The 251-nt window shown below is 31.1% G+C and carries 1 pseudogene; it reads left to right on the top strand.

Annotated features, from left to right (window positions below):
- Positions 1 to 125 precede the first annotated feature (125 nt).
- Positions 126 to 251: pseudogene (locus IDG63_RS14425) on the top strand (GNAT family N-acetyltransferase); the annotation flags it as partial.

The raw sequence follows: 251 nt of genomic DNA, 5'->3' as shown, positions 1-251 counted from the left end.
ATTTTGAATTTAAATTTGATAAATGAATAAGAGTATACGCATTCATTTAAGATTAGATGACATTGATAAGTATGAGTAATGTATTAGGTAACCATTAAATTCGTTGTTATGCGATTCTGATACAAGAATATGATCCTAGCGTCACATCGGCTAGTAAACAATTAGAAGAATATATCACTTCTCCACATAAAGTCATCTTTGTTGCTGAAAGTGATGAACAACTCGTTGGCTTTGCCTTTGTTAATACGACA

The organism is Staphylococcus sp. EG-SA-14 (genome assembly GCF_017151935.1).
Classification (GTDB): domain Bacteria; phylum Bacillota; class Bacilli; order Staphylococcales; family Staphylococcaceae; genus Staphylococcus; species Staphylococcus aureus.
This window is presented reverse-complemented; position numbering and strand designations above follow the sequence as displayed.